This window comes from Sphingobacterium gobiense (genome assembly GCF_002980575.1).
GTDB lineage: Bacteria > Bacteroidota > Bacteroidia > Sphingobacteriales > Sphingobacteriaceae > Sphingobacterium > Sphingobacterium gobiense.
The window spans coordinates 958,905-980,929 of the sequence record NZ_PVBS01000001.1; the positions used below are offsets into that span (position 1 = coordinate 958,905).

Annotated in this window: 18 protein-coding genes; 2 read left to right on the plus strand and 16 right to left on the minus strand. The window is 44.7% G+C overall.

Going from position 1 to position 22,025, the window contains the following annotated elements:
• Positions 1–4 precede the first annotated feature (4 nt).
• A complete protein-coding gene (locus C5749_RS04305) occupies positions 5–598 on the minus strand; it encodes a DUF502 domain-containing protein (protein WP_105723320.1) in 594 nt (197 codons plus the stop codon).
• A gap of 14 nt (positions 599–612) precedes the next feature.
• Positions 613–3,042, minus strand: coding sequence for a bifunctional UDP-N-acetylmuramoyl-tripeptide:D-alanyl-D-alanine ligase/alanine racemase (locus tag C5749_RS04310; protein WP_105723322.1), 2,430 nt, complete (start codon positions 3,040–3,042; stop codon positions 613–615).
• Between the two features lie 86 nt (positions 3,043–3,128).
• Here C5749_RS04310 and C5749_RS04315 point away from each other — a divergent pair, with 86 nt between their 5' ends.
• A complete protein-coding gene (locus C5749_RS04315) occupies positions 3,129–3,605 on the plus strand; it encodes a regulatory protein RecX (RefSeq protein WP_105723324.1) in 477 nt (158 codons plus the stop codon).
• Between the two features lie 134 nt (positions 3,606–3,739).
• Positions 3,740–4,468, plus strand: coding sequence for a DUF6733 family protein (locus tag C5749_RS04320; RefSeq protein ID WP_105725209.1), 729 nt, complete (start codon positions 3,740–3,742; stop codon positions 4,466–4,468).
• 810 nt (positions 4,469–5,278) lie between these two features.
• Here the strand turns inward: C5749_RS04320 and C5749_RS04330 are convergent.
• From C5749_RS04330 to C5749_RS04395, 14 genes are read right to left on the minus strand one after another with little or no spacing between them, the layout of a single operon-like run.
• Positions 5,279–6,208 (minus strand): capsular polysaccharide synthesis protein, encoded by a 930-nt coding sequence (locus tag C5749_RS04330; protein ID WP_105723328.1) that lies wholly within the window; start codon positions 6,206–6,208, stop codon positions 5,279–5,281.
• Complete coding sequence (locus tag C5749_RS04335) at positions 6,205–7,131, minus strand: acyltransferase family protein (RefSeq protein WP_105723330.1); 927 nt, start codon at positions 7,129–7,131, stop codon at positions 6,205–6,207. The genes C5749_RS04330 and C5749_RS04335 overlap by 4 nt, the downstream gene beginning before the upstream one ends.
• Complete coding sequence (locus tag C5749_RS04340) at positions 7,132–9,501, minus strand: GumC family protein (RefSeq protein ID WP_105725211.1); 2,370 nt, start codon at positions 9,499–9,501, stop codon at positions 7,132–7,134.
• 11 nt (positions 9,502–9,512) lie between these two features.
• Positions 9,513–10,301, minus strand: coding sequence for a polysaccharide biosynthesis/export family protein (locus tag C5749_RS04345; protein WP_219847893.1), 789 nt, complete (start codon positions 10,299–10,301; stop codon positions 9,513–9,515).
• Positions 10,302–10,303: 2 nt separating this feature from the next.
• Positions 10,304–11,425 (minus strand): glycosyltransferase, encoded by a 1,122-nt coding sequence (locus C5749_RS04350; protein ID WP_219847894.1) that lies wholly within the window; start codon positions 11,423–11,425, stop codon positions 10,304–10,306.
• Positions 11,422–12,567, minus strand: coding sequence for a glycosyltransferase family 4 protein (locus C5749_RS04355; RefSeq protein WP_105723332.1), 1,146 nt, complete (start codon positions 12,565–12,567; stop codon positions 11,422–11,424). Before C5749_RS04355 ends, C5749_RS04350 begins: the two co-directional genes overlap by 4 nt.
• A complete protein-coding gene (locus tag C5749_RS04360) occupies positions 12,564–14,846 on the minus strand; it encodes a glycosyltransferase family 4 protein (RefSeq protein ID WP_105723333.1) in 2,283 nt (760 codons plus the stop codon). The genes C5749_RS04355 and C5749_RS04360 overlap by 4 nt, the downstream gene beginning before the upstream one ends.
• A complete protein-coding gene (locus tag C5749_RS04365) occupies positions 14,846–16,201 on the minus strand; it encodes a hypothetical protein (protein ID WP_219847895.1) in 1,356 nt (451 codons plus the stop codon). The genes C5749_RS04360 and C5749_RS04365 overlap by 1 nt, the downstream gene beginning before the upstream one ends.
• Positions 16,123–17,112: a glycosyltransferase family 2 protein gene (locus tag C5749_RS04370; RefSeq protein WP_105723337.1), complete on the minus strand. Its 990-nt coding sequence runs from the start codon at positions 17,110–17,112 to the stop codon at positions 16,123–16,125. The genes C5749_RS04365 and C5749_RS04370 overlap by 79 nt, the downstream gene beginning before the upstream one ends.
• A complete protein-coding gene (locus C5749_RS04375; protein WP_105723339.1) occupies positions 17,109–18,230 on the minus strand; it encodes an acyltransferase family protein in 1,122 nt (373 codons plus the stop codon). The genes C5749_RS04370 and C5749_RS04375 overlap by 4 nt, the downstream gene beginning before the upstream one ends.
• Positions 18,230–19,114, minus strand: coding sequence for a beta-1,6-N-acetylglucosaminyltransferase (locus C5749_RS04380; protein ID WP_105723341.1), 885 nt, complete (start codon positions 19,112–19,114; stop codon positions 18,230–18,232). Before C5749_RS04380 ends, C5749_RS04375 begins: the two co-directional genes overlap by 1 nt.
• Positions 19,111–19,971: a beta-1,6-N-acetylglucosaminyltransferase gene (locus C5749_RS04385; RefSeq protein WP_105723343.1), complete on the minus strand. Its 861-nt coding sequence runs from the start codon at positions 19,969–19,971 to the stop codon at positions 19,111–19,113. Before C5749_RS04385 ends, C5749_RS04380 begins: the two co-directional genes overlap by 4 nt.
• Entirely contained in the window at positions 19,968–20,915 is a 948-nt protein-coding gene (locus tag C5749_RS04390; RefSeq protein ID WP_105723345.1) for a glycosyltransferase family 8 protein, read from the minus strand. The genes C5749_RS04385 and C5749_RS04390 overlap by 4 nt, the downstream gene beginning before the upstream one ends.
• Positions 20,916–20,920: 5 nt before the next feature.
• Positions 20,921–22,024 carry a glycosyltransferase gene (locus C5749_RS04395; RefSeq protein WP_105723347.1) on the minus strand — a complete coding sequence of 368 codons (1,104 nt, stop codon included), beginning with the start codon at positions 22,022–22,024 and terminating at the stop codon, positions 20,921–20,923.
• Between the last annotated feature and the right edge of the window lies 1 nt (position 22,025).

A 22,025-nucleotide genomic window follows, 5' to 3' on the forward strand; every position in this document is an offset into this window, starting at 1 on the left:
GCTGCTATTCAATACCACTCACACCACCCGAAACCACGAGTTTCATAGCGTCTGTAGCCGTCATATCCAACCGTTGCACATTCGACGATTTTACCACAACAACTTGTCCAGCAACAGAATAAGAGTACGGAAAGTAAACTATAACTTCATCTGGCATTCCGATTTTACTCAAGTCGCGCTGGGTTAAAAAGCCGATTTTCTTCAGTCCAGTTTCATTTACCAATACTAGTACCGGCTCGTTAAACTTCTTCGCATCACCGACAAAGGCCTCCGTAAAATCCTTTATTGACGAGTAAAGCGTATTGAATAACGGGATCTTGTCAATGGTTCGTTTCAACCAAGCACGTATAGGCTCCGTAACGAAGGTTGTGAAAATGATCCCAACCAAAATCAGTATAAAGAGTACCGTCAATATCCCGATGCCGGGGATATATAACGGATGTCCCTGTTCGTCTTCTAAAAAGTGGATTGTTAGATTTAAAGCATTATCTAAGGATGCTACTACCCACACGATTAAAAATACCGCTCCCGCAACCGGAAGTGCAACTAATGTGCCCTTTATTAAATAATACAATAGTTTTTGTGATACTCTTCTCATTATTTCCTGTTTTTCTAACCGTAAAAATATATACGTTTTACTCTGGCAGCTATATTTACTAACAACTCATAGGGAATCGTACCGATACGTGCTGCTGCCTCGATCCAGTCAGGAAACACGACAACCTCATCTAATTCTTGTGCCGCAACATCCGTAACGTCAAGCATACACATATCCATACAAATCGAGCCGACAGTCCTTACCCGCTGCCCATTGATAGACATCTCTCCTACACCTTCACCAAAACGTCTGCTGTAACCATCGGCATATCCTATTTTCACCGTGGCGATACGGCTCGGTCGGTGCAGCAGTCCTTTTCTGTCATAACCGACCGTTGCTCCAGCAGGCAGCTCTTTAATTTGCGTAATGGTGGTTTTTAATTCGCTTACTTTTTCCAGCGTCATCTTTTTATTCATATCCACCCCGTACAGCCCTATCCCCAAACGGACCATATCCATATAGGCAGATGGCCAATTGACAATACCAGAGGTATTTGCGATATGACGAACGACTTTATAACCTAATATCGCTTCTAGCTTATCTACGCTTGATGAAAACATTGTAATCTGTTGTATCGTGAAATCATCATGCTGTCTGTTGCCTGAAGAAACCAAATGCGAAAATACTGTCTTAACTTTAATTTCCGGAGCTGTAGATAATAGCGTTGCCAATTCTTCCAGTTCATCGGGTAGAAAACCTAGGCGATGCATACCGGTATCAATTTTAATATGGATAGAAAAAGCTTTCTGTTTACGAATTCGTAGAAAGTCTATCAAGGCCTTTATAATTCGAAAGCTATATATTTCCGGCTCCAACTGGGAGGATAATAAACTCTCGAACGCCTGCTCGTCTGGACTCAACACCATAATGGGTAAGTCGATACCATGCTGTCGTAGTTCTACTCCTTCATCAGCAAATGCAACGGTTAAATAATCTACCTTATTAAACTGCAGCAGGTTGGCCACTTCATAACTACCGCTCCCGTAAGAAAATGCCTTAACCATGACCATCAACTTGACGTTCGGCGGTAACATTGAACGATACATCTGTAGATTATGCTCTAATGCGCTAAGGTTAATTTCCAAAACGGTTTCATGTGATTTAGCAACCAGCAATTTGCTTACATCTTCCAAGTGATATCTTCTGCTTCCCTTGATAAGAATAGTTTCGTTTTCAAAGGCAATATTCCCCAAGTTTCGTACCAGTTCTTCCGTGGAATCAAAAGACAACAGCAGTGTATCCAGTTTATCCTGTAAGCGATGTAAGGATTTACCTACCATAATTATCCGATGAAGATTTTGCTGTCTCAAGACCGAAAGAAGCTTTGCTTCAAGATGATCATTAAGACCATCCATATCAGAAAGAATGAGCGTCTTCTTTTTATGTTGTTGCTGTTGGTGTAAAAAATCCAAAGCAATTTGTAAAGACGCCAGATCATTTGAATAAGTGTCATCAATAATGGAACAATTATACCGTCCTGTCTTTAGTTGCAAACGCATCTCTAGGGGGCGTAGCCGCCCTAGCTTGTGGATGATCGCATTCAGCGAATAACCCAAAAACAAAAGTGTAGTAAAGCAGATAAGCACGTTTTCTATCGACGCTTTATCCACAAAAGGTACGGTAAAGGTTACCTTCTCCTTTCTATAAATCACCTGAATAGATGAATTCCCCTCCTTTCTTTCTTCTATACGCAATACCCGCACGTCATCCACATCGTGCTCTCCAAAAGTAAATGTCCTTGTTTCACTGGACAGGTATTTCCCAAAGCCATATCGCGAAGGGAAGATCACATCTCTGGTATGCTTAAAGAGTTTTAATTTCTCTGTTATCTTCAATGTCTTGCTAGCAAATCCCTCGGCATGTGCTACTCCAATATTGGTCATAATACCTATATCCGGATGTATCATTTCCTCCAACTGATCCATTTCATCCGGTTGGCTAATCCCCGCTTCGATAATCGCACAGTCATAATCTTCTGAAAGATTCCATAGCGATAGCGCGACTCCTAATTGCGAGTTGTAGCTTTTGGGGCTCTGATAAACTTTTTTATCTTCCTGCAATAGCTGGGCGAGCCATTCTTTTACCATGGTTTTACCGTTGCTACCTGTAATTCCGATAATAGGTTTTCGAAATTGCCGACGATGGTAACGCGCAAGTTCTTGCATTGCTTTCAAGACATCCTTTACCCAAAAGAAATTAGCTTCTGGATATAATGTTGTATCGATATCATCGCGCGATACAACGAAAGCACGAACACCTTTGTGATAGGCATCTGGAATAAAAGTATGCCCATCACGCACATTCTTCAACGCAAAAAAAAGACTGTGTGGGGCATTTCTTATTTTACGGCTGTCATAGGCCAAATCATAGATCAGTTGTTCCGCATTGCGAAGCAGGTGTCGTTTGCTATGGATATGAGGAAGAATAGATACGAGTGTGTACATGATAAATTGTAAAGGACAAATTTCATCAATATTTTCAACAATACTATTATCTAGTATATAAAAACGAAATTATTTAGGTTTGCAGGATGGACGAAATCAGGAAGCAGAAAAAAATACTAACCCCGCTGCAGGCTAAAGGAAAAGCGGAAAACTACTGTGCCTATCAAGAACGTGCTCAGCAGGAAGTGCGAAACAAATTATATGAATGGGGTCTTCACCAAGAAGAGGTAGAAAATATTATCGTGCAGCTTATCGAAGACAATTTTCTTAACGAAGAGCGATTCGCAAAAGCATATACTTCAGGAAAATTTCGCATGAAAGGCTGGGGAAAAATTAAAATAAAACAGCATCTAAAAGCCAAAAATGTCTCCGAACCGCTTATCAGTTTAGCTCTGAAAGGGATTAACGAAGAGGAATATCACAAAAAAATAGAAGAAACCATACAAAAGAGAATAAAAAAACCCTTACAAACTATTTCTTTTGCTGAAAAAAGAAAATTATACACATATATGCTATCAAAAGGATTCGAAAATGATATAATTTTAAAAAAGATAAACACATAACAACACTTTCATTAATAAAAAATGAATTAAATTATGTTTTTAATCAAAAAACTATTGCAATATTAAAATATTTGTATAGTTTTGCTGATATAATTACATTTTTAAAACAACCTAATCCATTTTTTATGAAAAAAATGAAAAAAATCTACAAATTAGCAGCAGTTATAACCGTAACTATCATCGGATTCTCTGCAAATGCTCAAGAAAGCGAGACAACTTTCTCCCTTGGGGTTACTTCTGATCAATTTTTTGGCGTTGCGCCTAGCGTTGCCATGGAATACAAATTTTCGGAGAAAGTCGGGGCATCGGTTTACGGAATTTTCTGGGGAGCAGGGACTGCTGGCGCTTGGGGTAACTGGACTGAGTTCGGGGGTGGTGTCAATTGGTACCTCGCAGAAGGGATCACCTTAAACCCTAATTTAGGTTTTACATTCGGTAACCTGTTATCTAAAGGAGCAGCTGATGGCCAGCTTGGTGGAATTGCAGGAGACGGGATTGTACCTAACCTATTCTTTAACGTAGATATTCCAAACTTTGAAAGTGAGATCTATGCAGGCTATTATGCTCCACTTAGAGATAAAGCGCCCGAAGATGGCTCTACCTTGGCCTACTTGCACTATTGGGTAAACGCGGGATATAAAGTAAGCGACGCATTTTCGTTCGGAGCGCATTTCGAACATCTGAAAAGGACAAAAGACGATGTCGGGGGCGAATTGGATTATTTCCAATGGTTGGGACCGTACGTCCAATTCAATGCTGGTAAGTTTGGCAGTTTTGTTCGGTTATCCGCCGGGCCGGAAGTAAAAAATGGGTTACAAGCAAAAGATTCTTTCTATAAATTATCGACAGGATTTTCGTTTTAATCAGACAGTAAAACAGTCAACGAATGAACCCAACCCTCCAAGCGGTCAGAAAACCTTTGGAGGGTTTGTTCATATTCGTTAAAGCCTATAATAAAAGCTAATGATTCTTTTCAGTTCGCTCTTATGTTACGTAACATGGAATCAAACTCCAACACGTTTGTGATAAAGACGTATACTTCTGTCGAAAAGGTAAACGCTTTCACAACGAAGGCATTAACCCAAACAACGAACACTAAGCTTTTTTATACGTTCTCGATCGACTTTTTGCCAAGTCGAAATGCATTTTCGTCAATCAGAAATGGAAATTTAGCGAATACGCCCCCGTTTATAGCAAAGTTATTCGTTTTTCACAATAACGACTTCGCCGACAGACTAAAGTCTATCAAAATAAGTCCAAACTCTTCCGCTTTCGTTTTAAACACCGAGGGCTATACAATAACATCAAACTGACAATGAATAAACTCTAACAAAAATAAAACAAACCGATCTATCTTTACTTTAAATAGTCATGAGTTTAAGTTAAACTTTTATCTCGTTAAAGGTATGTTACGTAGCATGACTTTGTCGGCTTACGCATTTATAATGAAGAGCGTGTTACTTAAGATATTTCTTTATGTGTCCGTTTCAATTTTATAGGGCTATACCATGTAGGCAGGTGCATTTAGAGCAAAGAGGTATCTCCTTAAAATATACCCTAAGACGTTTGTTTCAATCGCATACCGATAGGGAATAAAAGCAGTCGCATACCTACACGCGATCGTAGATGATTTACTGACAACTGTCAATGAATTGTCTATTACCGAAAATGGTTTAATCGCTTTTTATACTTTTAGCAATCAAGTCACGAAACTTAACTATGACTTCCTCTCTAAAATAGGACATCTTATGTATGTTGCCTTTAGCAAAGACTTCCTCATATGAAATAAAATCACAACCTCCATTGAGTTTGGATTGGAGCAGATGGGGAATTGTATCACTTATTATCGGGCAGCGTTTATCCAAAAGCTCCCCAGTAACAAGTTCCTGATACAATATTTGAAAGAAGAAATAATCCACAATTTTCTCCTGTGTATCCCAATAATACAACATCAATTCTAACAGTACAGTCGTCATCTCGCAACCTTTTTTTGCAAAGATAATGCTGTTGAGTACCTGAACCCTGAAATCGGGATGCCAACCCCAATAATAGGCATAGGTGCTTTCCCAATATCTTTTGTACGGTTCGTCCGGATCACGTTGGTATAAAAAGTACTCATGCTGCTCTAAGTGTGGTGGTAAAGAACCGGAAAGAAAGATAGTCGCATCTAACCAGACGCCGCCGTACACTTTCAATAGAGCCACACGCAGCAAATCAGAAAAGAACGTTCTGTTAAAATCTGACATGTTATCAAGCTTTTCCCACACAAAGGCAGGCATATCCAGATATTCTTTAACGGATTCATCATCTAGGCGAATAACCGTATAATTTCCCTTATGCTGATCTACGGATGCCGTGCAAAGGGATACGATCTCGGGAATATTTCCGTCTTGGAATCCTTGCCCCCAATACTGCCATATGATTTTATCGGTATCAAACTGCTGCTTAGCCTGAACAGTATACTTCAGTAATTTTCCGGCATAGTAGGCGTCAATTACGCCAGACCAATACGCCGCTACCCCACGATGTTTACGTAAGATCTTTTGGCGGCGCAGGTAGCTCCAGATATCGCCAAGTAAAGAGACTCTAGTTAATTTGCTCATAAGACGTATGGTATTTTCTTCTTAAAGCGCATCAGGACAAAAGCCGCAATACAAGTAACCGTCAGTATGCCTATTTTCCCAAAGGGAATTTCCGGATAATGTTTTGCCAGTTGCTCCGACAAAATAATCGCATAAAAATGTACGAGGTAAACGCCCGTAGCGAAATCAGCCAAGCCTTTGTATGAACCGGGAATATGCAGGTTTTTCACGTATAAAAACAACACCGGTGCGGCAATCAGTAGGAAGAGCAACAAATCCACAGACTCCCGGCTGTTGACGAACACAAACAGCAGAAAAGATTCAAGAACAAGAAGTACAATCGCTGCAACAACATGAAATAACAATGGCTTATGCTCCATTTTAGGTTCGATTCTTCTCAAGACAAAGCCCAGCGTCAGCATAGGGAAACAGAAGAGTAAAAAACTTCGATAAACCCACAGTGTATTCATAACGCCGTCCAAGCTTCCCTGAAAAATATGCAGATTCCCGACAATTTGAATAAGATAGCCGATCAAAAACAAGGCAACAGCCATTCCCATCAGGAACTTTATAGATACTTTCCGCAGTACATAGAGCAGCAAACCTGCAAATAATGCCCCTACCAAATACCATAAATGGTATGTCCCCGTCAGCAGGGTCAGCACCTTATTCGGTGCATTTATCCAGAAAGGCAAATAGATGAGCATCCAGATCAGGTATAAAGTCCCGAGCCGAAAGACCCATTTTTCTAGCTTGGCGACACTATCTACTTGGGTAAAATAATACCCCGAAATAAGCAGAAAAACCGGAACCGAGATCCTGAACAGGCCGTTCACCAAAACAAAACCCAGTAATGGAATCCTATCCATAAAAATATTCAGGTGTAAGAAAACAACTAAAAATGCCATCAACACCTTCAATATATCAACCGACAAATTTCGCATTTATGCTCTTTTAAACCATTTTTTCTTCTCTGCACCGTAACCGTAGCCATAGCCTCCATAGCCGTAGCCATAGGAGCCGTAACCTGCTCCTCCGGCTTTCAAGCCATTCAGCAATACCGCCATATTGTTGATTTTTTTCGTTCGGTAAATCTGCTCCACATCCGGCAATTGGCGGCGATCCATTTTGCCCGCGCGTATCACGAACAAGGTCAAGTCGGAAATGCGATCCATAATGCCCGCATCGGCAACAATACCCACCGGCACGCCATCCACAATGATGTACTCATATTCTTCACGCAATTTTTCCATCAAGAGATCCAGTCTTTTGCTCAATAAGAGTTCCACCGGATTCGGCGCAATCGCCCCGATAGGATAGAAATGCAGGTTCGATCCCTCCTCTCGGCTATACTGAATATCAGCCACCGATACCTCATGCTTCGATAAATATTGGCTCACTCCGGTTTGCCCATTCAGCCCTACTCTACCGGTTAAAGATCCTTTGCGCAGATCCAGATCCACCACGGCCACCTTCTTCCCTAGGTAAGACAAAGTCGTCGCCAAATTCAATGAAGTAAAGGTTTTTCCCACGCCAACACCAAAGGAAGTCAGGGTAATCACCTGTGCTTCCTTGCCGTCTTGCGCCATAAAGCTGATGTTAGTTCGCAAAATACGGAAAGCTTCCGTCAGCGGATCGCGCCCGGTCTCCGTTACCAAAATCTTAGCCGGATCGCTAGCTTTTAGTTTAGAAAGCGGGATTTCGCCAAGGAAAGGTACAGACAGAGCTGATTCAATATCGCGGCGGTCGCGCACCTTGGTATCCATCATCAGCGAGATCAGCAAGAGTGCCGCCGGAATCACGAAGCCGAGTACTGCCGCCGTCACCATTTTTCGCATCTTATTTGGTGCTATAGGCGCATTCGACCGCGTTGCCGCATCCACAATGCGAATGCTTTCGTCCGTCATCGCCTGATTGATGGCGTTCTCCTCTCGCTTATTCAATAGATACAGGTATAGCTCTTCCTTCACCTTTTGCTGGCGTTCGACAGAAAGCATCATCCGCTGTTGTCTAGGTACTTGCATCACCTTTCCACGCGCCGATTGCTCCTCGCGGATCACATTGTTCATCTTGATATCAAGCCCACGTATAGCATTATTCATCGCTTCGTTGATGTTGTCCCGCATGGAGGACAAGTTTCTGTCCAGATCCGCCACCACCGGATTCGCTGTGCTGCTGCCTTCCACCAGCCGGTTTCTACGCAAGAGCATGGTATTGTACTCTCCAATTTCCCCTTCCACACTAGCATCCACCAAGCCCGTATTATTTGGCATCAGTTCATACTGTCCGCTCTCCTCATTCAGATAATCGCGCATCATGTTGGCGAGGTTAATATCCGTTTCGATCTTGGTCCGCTCCGATTGCAACTGACGAGAATCAGACAGGTACATCTGTCCGGCTGTCCGCACATCCACCCCTTGGTTGGCGGTACGCATGCGTTCAATATCCGATTCCACCGAACCCAGTTCCGATTCAATAATCGCCAGGCGATCGTTGATAAAAGTTTCCGTATTGATAGCAATCTGGTTCTTATCGCGAATAGCCACCTCGTTGTATACCGCGATCAGCTCGGAGATAATTGCGGCGGCGCGCTGCGGGTTGGTATCTTCCAAACTCAACTGCAGCATCCCCGCATCCCCGGCAATCTGCCGCACATCCAGGCTGGCCAAGAATCCAGCTGCCGCGGCGGCTAGCGGACGTTTCGTCACCTGTATGCTTCTGCCCTGTCCGGTTTCATTGTAAAACGGCGTAGTCTTCACCGTCAGCGTACCGAAAGGTGTTTTCGTTGCTGTATCCAGCGTCATGGTCACCTGCTGACCTTCCACACGTTTATTTTCCACACGCACCTGGTTTTCTTTCAACAGGGTTACCAGCAGTGCGTAGCTGCTAGTGGCCAACTGTCCTTCCATCTCTACCGAAATCGGGCTGCTGCTGTACAATTCGTTGTCGCGCAAACCTACTCGCTCCTTATAATTCGTTTCCGCACCGATGCGTTCTACCGTTATCTGCATCAGCTCCTTCGAGCGGAGTTGTAAAATTTCGCTTTTCACGTTGATGTTGTTCAAGGCGTTTGTCCTTGTCAATCTTGCCGTGGTCGGCGTGTTCTCCGGTGTCTTGATCTTAACCGTCTGTACACTGCGATAAATAAAGGTTGCTTTGTTGTACTGGTAATAATATATCGCGCCGAAGATCAGCAGCGACAGAGCAAACCATTTCCATTTGGAGAGCAGGTATTTGATGATATCGACCAGGTTAATGGTCTGCTCTCTCCTTCCATTGGCGGCCGTACCGCCATCATATTGATTAACACGCATATCTTTCATTCCTATTTAAATAGAGCGAACAAGGAAATTGCAAAGGCGAACATTCCCATACCAAAACCGATATAAGCCCTGTTGCGCTGTTCGCGCGGGGTATTCACCGCCATCTTAGGTTCCACGTACACAATATCATTTTGTTGCAGGTAATAGGCCTCCGAGTCAAAAATAGACCGGGACTCGATATCGTTCACAATTTTCCGCCGCAGGCCGTTTTCCTCGCGGATCACGAGCACCGCCTGCGGATCGGCCACCACCGCTAGGCCGCCAGCCTGGTTAATTGCCTCCAGCAGGGTAATACGCCCTTCCGGAACTTGCAGCACCTGCTGACCGCCCACGGCACCCATCACCGAGATTTTTAAATTAAGCAGCTCCACTTTCACCGTAGGATTGTTAATGTATTCCTTCGCCACCAATTGTCCGCGCACCATTTCCCGCACCTGATCCAGCGTGCGACCTTCCACCTGCATCTTGCCCAGTATCGGGAAGTCGATCGCCCCCGTCTGGTCCACAATATAGCCTGCCGCAGAGCGATCTACCGTTGTCGACACGGAGCCGTCATCGCCCACGCGGTAGCTACCAACACCGCCGTTGAACGGCGCAGCCAACTCCGGAGCATTCGCACTAACCACAATCTGAACACGATCATTCTTCTGCAAGCGCAAGACCGGCGCCTCCAAAGCCATGTAGGCCGTGTCCGGTTCCATATCCTTTACATACACCACTTTTTTCGGTACGATACATCCATTGAGTAATACCAGGCCAGTTAGCCACGTTAATACAGTAATCTTATTCATAGTTATATTGTTTTTTTATAGATCTCCACACATTTTTCTATCATTTTATCACGTGTAAAATTTTCCTCGTAGCGCTTTCTGGCACCTTCGGATAGCTTTTGCTTCAGGATGTGCTCCTCGCAGATGCAGTGACAGGCCTCAGCGAGCGCTTTTGCATCTCCCGCAGGCACCACCAATCCGGATTCCTGATGCCGGTTTACCCAGCTAACGCCCGATCCGGGAATGGCCGTAGATACCACCGGTCTGCCACAGGCCATCGCCTCCAGCTGTACGATTGCAAAGGCCTCTGTTTTCTGAATCGAGCTTAGGCAGAATACATCCGCTGCCGCATGATAGTTCGGCACTTCCTCATCTGACAGAAAACCAAGTAAATGCACCTTATCTTCCAGTTTCAGTTCCTGAATCAAGGTCTTCAATATTTCCTCCAGCGGTCCTTTTCCGCCAACCAGGATCTGATAGCTATCATCCAGGTAACTCGCGGCACGAATCAGGTGTTCATAGCCTTTATAATCCACCAAACGCCCTAGCGAGAAAATCAGTTTTTTATGCTTGTATTCCTCCCGTATAGCATGTACCTTCTTCTTATCGATAACCGGTTCCAAAATTCCTATCGGGATGTAATCCACCTTATCCTGCACCTTTCGTAAAAAAGGCGATTCGGCTACGTACACCGGACTGGTACCCACGATCACATCGGCTCGCTTTATCAGCCAATTTTGCAAAGGTTTATACAGTTTCAACAATATCTTTTGCTTCAGGATATCGGCATGCCAATGCAAAATGACTTTCCCCTTAAATCCCGACAAAAACAAGGACAGCGTCGCCATCGGATCCGGGTGATGGATATGGATGATATCGTAATATTTGCCGTAACCTCGAAGGGTTTTAATCATCATCGGTGCGAGCATTGTTGCCGCAAGCTTCAAGCGTGTAGGGACAACCATCAACTGGGAAAAATCATTAAGATCGATATTTGCTGTCGGATGATTTTCCGTCGTCGCACAGAGCATATCGCAGGGTATAACACGTTCTGACAAGCCCAATGTAAGGTCGTACATGACCTTCTCTACCCCTCCCCGAATGGGATAGAATTTACCCAGTTGTAGTACACTTATATTTATCATAGTATGTCGTTGTTATTATGCACATGCTCCGGCAAAAGGTAAGAAAACAGATTGTTCCAATTGCTTGCCGTCGGTTCCGCAATAGGCCTTTCCTCGACGGCATTTAACCTATTCATGTTACCCTCATACAGCTCTTTTATCAACCCTGCCAGTGCTTCCGGCTTGTCCGGATCGAAAAAGCTCACTTGCGCGCTCCCGGCAGAAGTTTCCCGTGCATAAGGCAAATCCGCCAACAACATCGGTTTGCGAAAAGCAGCAAATTCCGATATCGGCAAGCCCCAGGACTCGGCTTTGGACGGATAAATCAAGACATCGCAACGCCGGTAGTAGTCCGCCAATTCCTTCTTCGACAAAAAGCCGATAAAGTGCAACGCTCTTAGCTGTCCCCATTTTCGGCGCAACCATTTCGCGTATTTATTTTCATCGCCCCCAACCGTGATATACACGCGTATATCCTGGATATTGTATTGCTTTTCTACGATCTCCAGAGCGCGACAGATCATCTCAAAATTCTTATGTTTATTCGGCGAAGCCGGATAGATAAACGAGCGGACAGGCTGCATGATCGTCTTCCCTATTTCCGGATCTTCGATACGTTGGAGCAGCATCGGCGGCGCCACAATAAACTTCTCCGGCGACATCTTAAACAGTGCGCTCATCGCCTCGCCAAGCCATGCCTGCTGCACCACCAAGTAGCGATTCCGTCGGATATAGGGCTTATAAATGAATGGCGTCAGCATGGCTAACAGCGTCATTTTCGGCGCAAACAGGAAATCTTCCCATTTCCATTTGTACGCAAAAAGCGCATTATGGCAATAGACAACCTGTCGTTCGGCGATCACATTCGGCGTTGTATCATGCAAAGAAAACCAGAGATCTACCGATCCAATATTCTTAGAAACCTGCTTTAAGGACACATACTCGTACCAAAGGCGATTTACCCAACATTGCTTCGGCCATTGGGTTTCTATATACTCGATATGCGGAAAGTCGACCAAGCTTCGTTGATGAACAATAGCGATGAATTTATAGGTGTCTGGGTGTTCCTCCAGCCAAGCCGACCAGGCACCCAGGCAATCCCGCAGAATCGTCAGAGGCCCCGCTTCCACAATATTTACCGCCGACACCACTATCGTTTTCATTCCGTCACCTCCTTAAAAAGATCCAACCATTGTTTCATCACCCGGTGTTCCGCATAATTAGCCGACATAGATTTCCCCTTTGTTCCCATAAGCCGTCGCCAATCCGCATCATCCATCAACCGAAGCAGACAGTCCAACATCCTATTTTCATCACCTTCCTCCACCAGAAAACCATTTACTCCGTCCGTAATAATATCTCGCGGACCACATTTACAAGCATAAGCGACCAAGGGCAGTCCGCAGGCCTGCGCCTCCAATAAGGCCATGGGCAAGCCTTCGTAGCGGGAAGTCATGACTAGCATAGCGCTTTCACAATATTCCTTTTGAATGTCATTAACGGGCGGACATAAGCGAATCACCCCCTCCAAATTCAGTTGCTGTATTTGTTCGCGCAGCGCAGCCTCATCCGGTCCTTTACCGAAAATATCCAGCCGCCAATCGGGCTTTTGTGCGTGTACCCTCTTCCACAAGCGAATCAGCCGATCAAAACCCTTCTGGTAATCGTAGCGTCCCACGGCGATCACCCGCTTGTGCGCCACAACATCCGCAGCACCCTTCGGCACAAAGCTGTTGGCATTCGGGATCACGCTGCTATTCGGCAGATACCCCCAATACGCACGATCCTCATCCGTTAGCAGCACAAAGCGATCATATTGCGCGGCGAGGAGTGCGTCTTGCTTGCTGCGATAGCGATCCACCTTTTGCCAAAGGCCCTTACGGTCGTACTGCAAGCGCTTATGGCGTGAGAAATGCGCTTCCAGCATTTTCTTGCTGCCATCGGCGATCTGGTACAGGAAAGCCGACTCATGATCAAACATGGAAATCACGATATCGGCTTTCAGCCGTATCAGCAGCTCCGTCAAGCGCTGCCGATGCAGCCTTTGCTTCGCACGATAAACAACTATCTTTTTCAACAGTCCGCTTTCCTGCATCTCCGTGTAATTTATATCCAAATCGTAATGATCAATTGCCGGATCCATCGCATAGTAGGGCGAACGAAATTGCTGATCGGTGGTGACCACAGCCACTTCATATCCCTTCCTTAGCAGGTAATTGGCCTTATTCGCTAAAACCCGCTCCATGCCGCCGGAATTATACGTTCCTACTATGCAATAGATAATTTTCATTTTCCTATCTTTTTTATTATCGGGCGAATGCGATACCCCCTTACTGAATAACATTTGCCATCTTTTCATAATCATCTCTTCTGAAAACATTGCGGAATGTTCTTTGGCCTTTCGGCCCATCGATTTGCGCAGGTTTTCGTCGTTCGCGAGGCGGATAATGGCTTCTGCCAGCCCCTGCTCATCTCCCGTTTCCACCAGAAAGCCATTTTCGCCCTCGCTGATGATGTCGCGCGGGCCGCATTTGCAGGCATAAGACACCAGCGGTACGCCGTGGGCCTGCGCTTCCAGCAGCACCATGCCCAAGCCTTCGTAGCGCGAGCTCAGCACATAGATTGATGATTGCAGGTATTCTTCAAAAATATGCGGCGTGGAATCGCGTAAAGACACCACCTCAGTCAACCCGGAGGCATCCACCAAGCCTTGCAGGTTCTCATTCGGCACGCCACCGCCGAAAATGCGCAACTGCCAATCCGGGCGAAACTGATGCACCCTTTTCCAGGTCCGCACCAGGCTTTCAAAATTTTTCTGGTAGCCGTAGCGCCCCGCAGCCACCACTACCTTATTATCCAGCGCCGCTTGCTCCTCCGACTCCACCGTGTTTGCGTTCGGAATCACTTCGATGTTAGACAGCTCACCCCAGTCGGGTTTATCCTCTTTCGTCAACACCACAAACTTGTCGTACCTGCGGATCATCCGCGCATCCAGCCAAGTGTGGAATTTTCCAAACAAGCCCTTATCCTTTCGGGAATCCAACCAAGTGAAATGCGAGGAATGCGCTTCCAGAATCTTCATACTGCCGTCCTTGATAAAAGGCAAAACAAAGAGTTCCCGACCAAAGGTGGAGATTACGATATCAGGATTTTCCTTCGTCAGAAATTTCTTCAAACGGTTGTAGTGCCATACCACCCGCTCGGGAATACGCCACAATTTTTCCCAGAGGGATTTATCATCAAAACCCACATAGTGAATATGCAAATCCACAAACCGGATCTTGTCAGACATCTCGTAGAAGTGCCCCTTCCCCAGCTGATCCGTCGTCACGATGATCACCTCATGCCCCGTCTCCACCAGATAATTAGCCTTATTGGCGATCACCCGCGTCAATCCGCCGGAGTACCAAGTATTCAATATGCAGTAAACAATTTTCATCATTAATCATTAATCATTAACAATCCATCATCATTATTCCCCGACGACACAAATTCATCCACACAATAAAACAGCGCGTATATCAAAAATATATCCGTGGCGATCTTTACCCAAAAGATGAAGGACATCACGATCAATACCACAAACATGGTCGCGTATTTTCCGGATCTGTTCATAAAAAACAAGCCGTTGTACACAAAAAAAAGGGAGAAAATGGAGAACCCGACTAGTCCGCAATACAGAATAAAACGGCAATAGCCGATGTCTGTAGCATACACAAAGCTCCCAAAGATGCCCGAGCCGATGATCCAGGTTTTGGTATCTTCCGGCCAGATCCACATTTCGTTGTTCAGCTTATCTGTCGATCCGGTACGCCACTCCCCAGTCTCCACCAGGTTGAAAAAGCCTTCAAAAGCAAAGCGAATATGGCCGTAAAAATCATCGTTAGTACGGTAGAGAAAAGTTCCTATAGCCACTACCAGAACCAAGGTAATTGTAGCCCATATTCCTAATTTCAGGGCGCTGAAGCGAATTTCAAAGCGGAAAAGTCCGGAAAACAGTATCGCGTAGAGCATACCGCCTGCCAGGCCGATAATGGTCGTACGTGAAATCATGTTGCCGACCAGTGCGACAGTAAAAAAGACCAAAAGCAGTGCAACAATAGCCGAGGTACTCTTTCGGACTTGCTCATCGTGGCAGAGCAGCGCAGAGATCATCAGCAGCACGATGGAGAAACGCACGCCGGCGGTATCCAGCGCCGCGCCTATGCCGTAGAGACGATCTTTATCTTCATAGAAAGCCTGGCCCTGCTGCACGTAGCTATCCACCAGCAACTGAAAGCCCTCGTGATTGTCGATGAGCAGCGCCAAACCGCATTGCACAAAACAGACAGCAGCCAGGTAGTTGGTCAGCACGCGGAAGTTGCAGCGACCATGCAGGCCTTTTATCGCCATACAAACCATGTAGGCCCCTCCCAACCAAGTAAACATACTGCCGAGATAGGTCACATACGCATAATCCGCCGTATTGTTCAAATCGGTAGCGATGTAGCAGACGATGGAGAAAAACAGCGCAATACCCACCGCCCCCAGCAAGCCCATCTGCACGGAAATTCCGCGCTCCTGCAGGCTGTTGTACCCAAAAAGCAAGCCCCCGACGAGCGCCAGCACCATTTTGGTATTGAAGGCATCTGGCAAGATGGTCAAGCCAACGGGAAACAAATAAAAACTTGTCAGGATACCCAATAATATGTATAGTATGATGCGTATCATTCTCTTTTCTATGTATAAAAAAGTCCGTAAACCACTCTGATAATCAAATAATAATGCAGCTTCAATAGCCAATCCTGTTTTTTCCATGCCGCCCATTGTATCAAGCGGATACGCAGTGATTGCTCCTTATTGTTCCAAGCATAGCCGTTGGCCTCACTAAACCAATTCCGCCATTTTTCATATTGCCGCCTATCGTCGGAAATCAGCATGGGCAGTTTGATTATTAGCTTGAGGAGATCAAGAGACGAAACAGCCTCCTTTTTCTGCTCGCCCAGAAAATGTGCTATTTCATTCACATTTTGCACTACCTGTTCAATGTGCTCATCGGTATAGGATTTTGTAAGTGAAGCTTCATTCGACTGCCCGTAGTGGTACAAAGCCTGTGGAAGATGATTGACCTTTTTCGCCAGCGAAAAAAGCTTAAACATCATCATCATGTCCTCGCCCATATTCAGCTTTGGGATAAAGCGCAGCTGATGATCTTCATATAAAGAGCGTTTCACCAGAAAGAGCCACAGGTTCCAGCGCATCTTTCCGTTGATAAAGTGCCGAATTCCTTCTTCGGGGATTGAAATTGTGGGTTGGCGCATCAGGCGCTCATTCTTCGAAAAAGAGAGATACCAGTCGCAGCCTACGATTTCCGCATCATTGCGTTCGGCTTCTTCCAGCATCAGCTCGATAGCCTGAGGAGCCAACCAATCGTCGGCATCCACGTAATAGAGATAATCGCCGGTAGCAGCATCCAACCCGATATTTCGCGCAGCGGCTACGCCTTGGTTTTCGGCATGACGAAGGAGTTTTACCATAGAGCTCGTTTGCTTCGCCAGCTTTTCTTGAAATTTCTCGATTAGCTGTACGCTTGCATCCGTACTGCAATCGTCCACAAAAATCAGTTCCAACTTATCGTAAGACTGCCGCTCCAACGACACCAAACACACATGCAGCGTGTCGGCGGCATTATACACCGGAATAATAATAGAAACCAATGCCTTGCTCATCTTTTACCTCCTTCTTTATACACAAAGCGTGACATCCGTCCGCCAGTTAATATGCCCAGCAGAGCCGGACTGATTTTCTTTAATATGCTATACAAGCCTATACAAACACCTATACACAACAGCGGCACAATAAAATAACCGAGCAGTTTTCCCCAGCCGGATGTATTTATCGCCAGACTTGCCCAGCCGCCTTTCAGCCAGTTGATGATATACACTTCGTGTGCGACATAAATAAAGAAACTGGTCGGTGCCAACTTCGCCAAGACATTCCGTACGCCTTCCTTTTTATTGATGATGTCGAAAATATTGATCAGGGCAACGGCGCCAATCGGCACAAAGAGGCGCAGTACATACTCATGGTAAACCGTGCCGTTGAGCAGAGTGCAGATCAGCAACAAGACCGCAGCCAGCAGAAGAAGTTGGCTTTTAATGCCTTCGCTGAGCAGCAATGGGTTCTTTTGATGTTGTGCAAAGTAGGCGCCCACGCCGAAAAAGAACACCGCCGTAGAGCTGAACCCCGGAATGTCGGTATGGTGTACCGTGAAGTAAAAGACCGCCAAAAGCAGCAAGCCGTATATTCTCAAGTATTTAAAAACAAGATAGAAAAACGGACTAATCAGTGTCATGCAAATCAGGTCGCGCATATACCACAGTGGGAAATTGATCGGCATGCCCCAGAGCAGGTTATACCCAGAGTTTTCGACTAATGCTGCCCTATCCGCCGCGTTATTGGCCGGCGAACCTAGCCCGAAGTAGGCAAACAGGTGATATTTAACATATATTGCTACTATTAAGATCAAATTCCAAAGCAAATAAGGGATCAGCAGGGTGCGGATTTTCTTTTTCAACTGTCCGGCGTAAACATCATTGTTCCATTCCACAAAGCGTTTAAAGAGATAATAGCCGGAAATCAAGAAATAGCAGCGCACTGACAGTTTCGCCAGATTATGCGAAATCATTTCGGAGACAAAGGTGTAAATATCCTGACTATCCCAAGACAAAGTGACACGGGGCGTTTCAAAGGAAACCATATGCGCGATCACCACCAAATAAATTAGGGGAAAGCGCATAGACTCGATCACGCCTGACAGTCTTTTTTCCGCTTGCTGGTATTCCATTAGGCTTCCCCTCCTTCTTTTCCGCGTATGACATTCGCAATTATTTCGACTACCGCTATATCTGTCGTATTGAATTTTCGCGCGAACAGAGCGCCGGATTGCATCAATTTATCATAATCCGCTAGTGTCCAGTCTCGCAACTCGCCGTCTTTCCAACCAATTGCCCGCATGCAGCCCTTGCCCTCATCCTGCATGTCATAAAGTTTCTCCCGAAATTCGGAATGCCCGCAGAGCGTTTGCTTGTAAATTTCATCCGGACAAAAGGTGTGATGATATAGCTGCATCACCTCTTCTCTTTTCAAAAGCAGCATGCTCACAAAACCATGTGTTACACTCACCCACTGCGTGCCTTTTTTAAAGTCCATTTTTTTATACCGTTTATACCCCACCAAATCCTGCAAACAGATAAACAAAAAACGCATGGTTTTCTTGAACAAGCCCGATATTCCCGCTTGTTGTTTAAAGTATTTCGGAAACAAGTGGTATCTATGGACTTTCCGTTCTATTTCTTTAGTATAATCGTATTGCGAAAAACCAATAAACTCTTTTCCTTGATACGCATCAAAAAAACGGTGTATTTCATCCTGTCCTTTTAAGGGTATATCTACGCCCGAGAGCAGATGATAATAGTGGTAAGACCCCTGATTTACAGCCTCGGCAAATAGCGCGTACTCAGCCTCAACAACTGAAATATCTCCCCATCGCACATCTATCCGTTCTTTGGTGAGGAACAACCCGGCTTTTTTGACCGTAAGCTCTGGTATATCCAGTACCTTTTTATCAAAATGGATAAAAATATCATTAAGCTCATCGTCCAGTGCCTTAATAAGGTACTGTAACAACGTAAATTCGTTATGGACGATAATTAGATAGGCGTGCTTCATCCGTTTCTTTTACTATGTTCTACCATCTTTTTAACTATCTCCCCATCCATAGCACTAAACTTCCGTGCGAACAAACAGTCCGATGCCACTAGTTCCGCGTAATCTGATATGGTGTAAACCTTTGCATTGGCGTTGCCTATCGCATGCTTCAATAAACGGTCGCTATAGGCTATGGTAAAATCTAAACGGGATGCTGACAGCTCTGTTGGAACAAAAAATTCGTCGCCACATAGCGTATATTTATATCGCTTTAACACTTGTTTACGAATAGAAAGCAAATAGCGAACGGCTTCACGGGTTATGCTCACCCAATTTGCCCCATATTGATAATCCGATCGGTTATACCGACGGATATGGAAAAAGCGTTGGATACTTTGTGCTAAGCGCCAACCAATCTGCGCAAAACGACTAGTCGATTTGTTTACGCTTGCGAAATAGGACATAAACAAATTATATCTGTTCATCTTCAAATCCATCTGGAAATTATTTATGGGCATCGCCGGAATAAGTTGCTTTCCGTTCTGGGATTGAAAAAAAGCATGGATATAATCTTGCTCATAAAGCGGCAGGTGTACTCCCGAGATAATGTGGAAATAAGCATACTGCGGATTGCAACGGTAGGCTTCCGTAAGAAGCTCATACTCTGCTTCTATCTGCGAAACATGCCCCCATCTTACGTCGACGCGGTCGGTAAGGATATAGAGGTTTGCCTGTGCGGTACGAAGCTTTGGAAGCGTTTTAACTTTCGCATCAAAATGAATAAAGATATCATTACGCGGATCGTCCAAAGCATATATTAACTGCTCCAGTACCTCAAACTCATGGTGTGCTATGATCAGATAAGCGTGCTTCTTCATGATATTCCATATTTAAAGCGTCTAACCAATTGTTGAAGACCATGCAAACAATACCTTCCCATCCCGGTATTACTTATTTTGTATAAACGATACATCCGTTTGTTCGGCTTCCACTTGTTTCTAATCACTTCAGGAAGTAGTTCGTAATAGCGCCACCAAATAGCAAATTGTACCGTAAATGTATCCCAAGGTTTTCCTCCTGTATAGTGTATAGTACCATGCTGTTGAACCGCCTGCCAGTCTGCCTCCGTATAATAACGCAGAAAAACAGGCTTATACTGCGGTAAATAGAATGTACGGATGCTGTTGTAATAGGGTGGAAGTCCTAAAATTTTGCCTTGGCAAAGCTGGTTCAGCACATCCTGATCTGGAAACTGCAGATAAGGTTTTTTTGCAGCATGCAGTAATTTCTCGACCATGCCATCCGCACGAAGTTTCGCTAGGTTCATCAGTAAAAAGCCTGAATTGATATAGTTTCCCGCTTTTACGCCAAGATGATCCAAATAATCAAGCTGGCTGTCCAGCGAAGCTTCAAAAACCGCCGCCAGATAATAATCTGCTATATCTGTTTTGTAATACAGATTGGCTAGATCGTTGCGCACCACCATATCACAGTCTACATAGATGACCTTATTGTATTCCGGCAACAGATCCGGCAACAGCAAACGGTAGGAAGCCGCCACGGTATAACGTTCGACCACGTAAATATCACCGAGTTTTCCCTGTAGGTTGATGTACCTCATAGTCAGCCTACCGCTGTCCAATTGTTCCATTGCTGACTTCATATCATCCGGCAATGCTTCGGTCAGCAGACAGATGACGTGAAAAGAGGCTGCGGGATCACTATGCTCCAATATAGAGTACAAACAGGTTGCCGCCGGAACAAAGTAGTTTGGTGTAAAGGCGACAACTAATGGAATAGCTTCTTTTCTTAATGCTTGCATTGTTTTCAAGTTCCTTGAACAGCTTTATTATAAAAATCAATCAATTTATTTGCCTCTATACGGACATCAAAATGATGTCTCCCAACTTCTTGCTCCATATCCATGCGTTCATAATCCATACATTTATTTAAAATCAAGTCCGCCCAAACCTCTGCCGGCTTTTCAATCGCTTCATAATGACTATAGTCCGAAATGCTTGTTTCCTTGGAAACCCTATCTAAAGATGCTATACATTTCAAAGCGGCTGCTTGCGCCTCTATCATCACCAATCCAAATCCTTCGCTAAAAGACGGAAACAATAGCACATCCATTGCCATCAACAGATGGTTTACATCTATTCTGGCACCCAAAAATTTTACATCATGTGATAATCCGATTTCTTCTATTTTATTCTTTAGTATATTCCGCATCTCCCCTTCACCTACGAGCAATAAAACAATGTCATCTTTCTTATCTTTTAGTGCTTTAAAAACTTCTAACAAATAAGGGATATTCTTTAAGGCTGCCAGTCTTCCAACAAATCCGACCACGTATTTCTCCTCAATTTGTAACTCTTGTCTGATGACTTGCCGAATTGCGGGATTAAATACATATTCTCCAGGATCAATAGCGTTATATATAACTGTTGCACGCGTTACGTATTTTGAACCGAACAGTTTCACGATAGCCATTTTGCTACACCCCATCCGATGTGTCACTACCCTGTTGAGCAACATCTGTAAGAGTTTATTTTTTAAGCCTGTATTATCCACGGCGAGGTGCGTATGCGCTATACGAATTTTAGTTCCGGCTAACATTGCAATAGCCAGGTATACGGCGGATACGAGTTCTACATGCGCATGTACTACATCGTATCTCTCCTGTCGAATTAGTTCTTTCAAATACCTTAAACGCTTAGTAATCTTCTCTGGCATGAAAAATACTTCCATGCCTAAATCTTCAAAAATCTGCTGGTATCGTTGTATATAAGAGGTTTCGATAGCGACGACATGAAAAAGAACATTGCCGTGCAACATATTGGTATAGTAGTTATATAACAAGCTGCTGATACCGCCTATATCGGCTCTGGTTATCACATGCAATACCTTTATATTCCCTACCTTCGCCATG

Excerpts from the sequence above, each read along its gene's own strand:
- C5749_RS04305 (WP_105723320.1), bottom strand. The coding sequence starts at position 598 with ATGAGAAGAGTATCACAAAAACTATTGTATTATTTAATAAAGGGCACA.
- C5749_RS04310 (WP_105723322.1), bottom strand. The coding sequence starts at position 3,042 with ATGTACACACTCGTATCTATTCTTCCTCATATCCATAGCAAACGACAC.
- C5749_RS04315 (WP_105723324.1), top strand. The coding sequence starts at position 3,129 with ATGGACGAAATCAGGAAGCAGAAAAAAATACTAACCCCGCTGCAGGCT.
- C5749_RS04320 (WP_105725209.1), top strand. The coding sequence starts at position 3,740 with ATGAAAAAAATCTACAAATTAGCAGCAGTTATAACCGTAACTATCATC.
- C5749_RS04330 (WP_105723328.1), bottom strand. The coding sequence starts at position 6,208 with ATGAGCAAATTAACTAGAGTCTCTTTACTTGGCGATATCTGGAGCTAC.
- C5749_RS04335 (WP_105723330.1), bottom strand. The coding sequence starts at position 7,131 with ATGCGAAATTTGTCGGTTGATATATTGAAGGTGTTGATGGCATTTTTA.
- C5749_RS04340 (WP_105725211.1), bottom strand. The coding sequence starts at position 9,501 with ATGCGTGTTAATCAATATGATGGCGGTACGGCCGCCAATGGAAGGAGA.
- C5749_RS04345 (WP_219847893.1), bottom strand. The coding sequence starts at position 10,301 with ATGAATAAGATTACTGTATTAACGTGGCTAACTGGCCTGGTATTACTC.
- C5749_RS04350 (WP_219847894.1), bottom strand. The coding sequence starts at position 11,425 with ATGATAAATATAAGTGTACTACAACTGGGTAAATTCTATCCCATTCGG.
- C5749_RS04355 (WP_105723332.1), bottom strand. The coding sequence starts at position 12,567 with ATGAAAACGATAGTGGTGTCGGCGGTAAATATTGTGGAAGCGGGGCCT.
- C5749_RS04360 (WP_105723333.1), bottom strand. The coding sequence starts at position 14,846 with ATGATGAAAATTGTTTACTGCATATTGAATACTTGGTACTCCGGCGGA.
- C5749_RS04365 (WP_219847895.1), bottom strand. The coding sequence starts at position 16,201 with ATGGAAAAAACAGGATTGGCTATTGAAGCTGCATTATTATTTGATTAT.
- C5749_RS04370 (WP_105723337.1), bottom strand. The coding sequence starts at position 17,112 with ATGAGCAAGGCATTGGTTTCTATTATTATTCCGGTGTATAATGCCGCC.
- C5749_RS04375 (WP_105723339.1), bottom strand. The coding sequence starts at position 18,230 with ATGGAATACCAGCAAGCGGAAAAAAGACTGTCAGGCGTGATCGAGTCT.
- C5749_RS04380 (WP_105723341.1), bottom strand. The coding sequence starts at position 19,114 with ATGAAGCACGCCTATCTAATTATCGTCCATAACGAATTTACGTTGTTA.
- C5749_RS04385 (WP_105723343.1), bottom strand. The coding sequence starts at position 19,971 with ATGAAGAAGCACGCTTATCTGATCATAGCACACCATGAGTTTGAGGTA.
- C5749_RS04390 (WP_105723345.1), bottom strand. The coding sequence starts at position 20,915 with ATGCAAGCATTAAGAAAAGAAGCTATTCCATTAGTTGTCGCCTTTACA.
- C5749_RS04395 (WP_105723347.1), bottom strand. The coding sequence starts at position 22,024 with ATGGCGAAGGTAGGGAATATAAAGGTATTGCATGTGATAACCAGAGCC.